Annotated in this window: 1 pseudogene; it reads left to right on the top strand. The window is 40.9% G+C overall.

The features are described 5' to 3' along the window. A pseudogene (locus DC082_RS10595) lies at positions 1 to 558 on the top strand (hypothetical protein); the annotation flags it as partial.

The raw sequence follows: 558 nt of genomic DNA on the forward strand, positions 1-558 counted from the left end.
TGCTAATGCGTTAGGCGGTAGTGCGAAGCTTGATGAAGATGGTCAATTAACGGGGGTTAATTTCCAAGAGGCTTTAGGGGCTGATAATCCGATTAAAGATGTGAATGCTGGTTTTGCTCATGTCAAAGGTGAATTGGATACAACGAATCAAAACGTTACAAATGTCACAACGGCATTAGGAGGCTTAGAGACCGATGGCAGTTGGAAATTAGCGCTAGGTAAAGAAGGCAGTACAACAGTGAATAATGTTAAAGATGCCTTTAAGAATATTGATGATCGTGTAATAGATAATAGCCAGAGTATTACTAATATTGAGAATAAGGTCTCAACGGGAAGCTTGGGCTTACTGCAATTATCAGCCGACAAGCACTCATTAGTGATTGATAATAAAGTCGCAAATGTTGCAGATACTTTCACACTTGCGAAGAAAGAGGGTGAAGGTCGTACCTTAACAGGCGTTAAAGCTGGAAAGATTGCCGATAATTCAACTGATGCCATCAATGGTTCACAGCTTTATGCGGCTAATTTAAATGTTGCTAATGCGTTAGGCGGTAGTGC

Origin of the sequence: Ignatzschineria indica, from assembly GCF_003121925.1 — a bacterium.
GTDB lineage: Bacteria > Pseudomonadota > Gammaproteobacteria > Cardiobacteriales > Wohlfahrtiimonadaceae > Ignatzschineria > Ignatzschineria indica.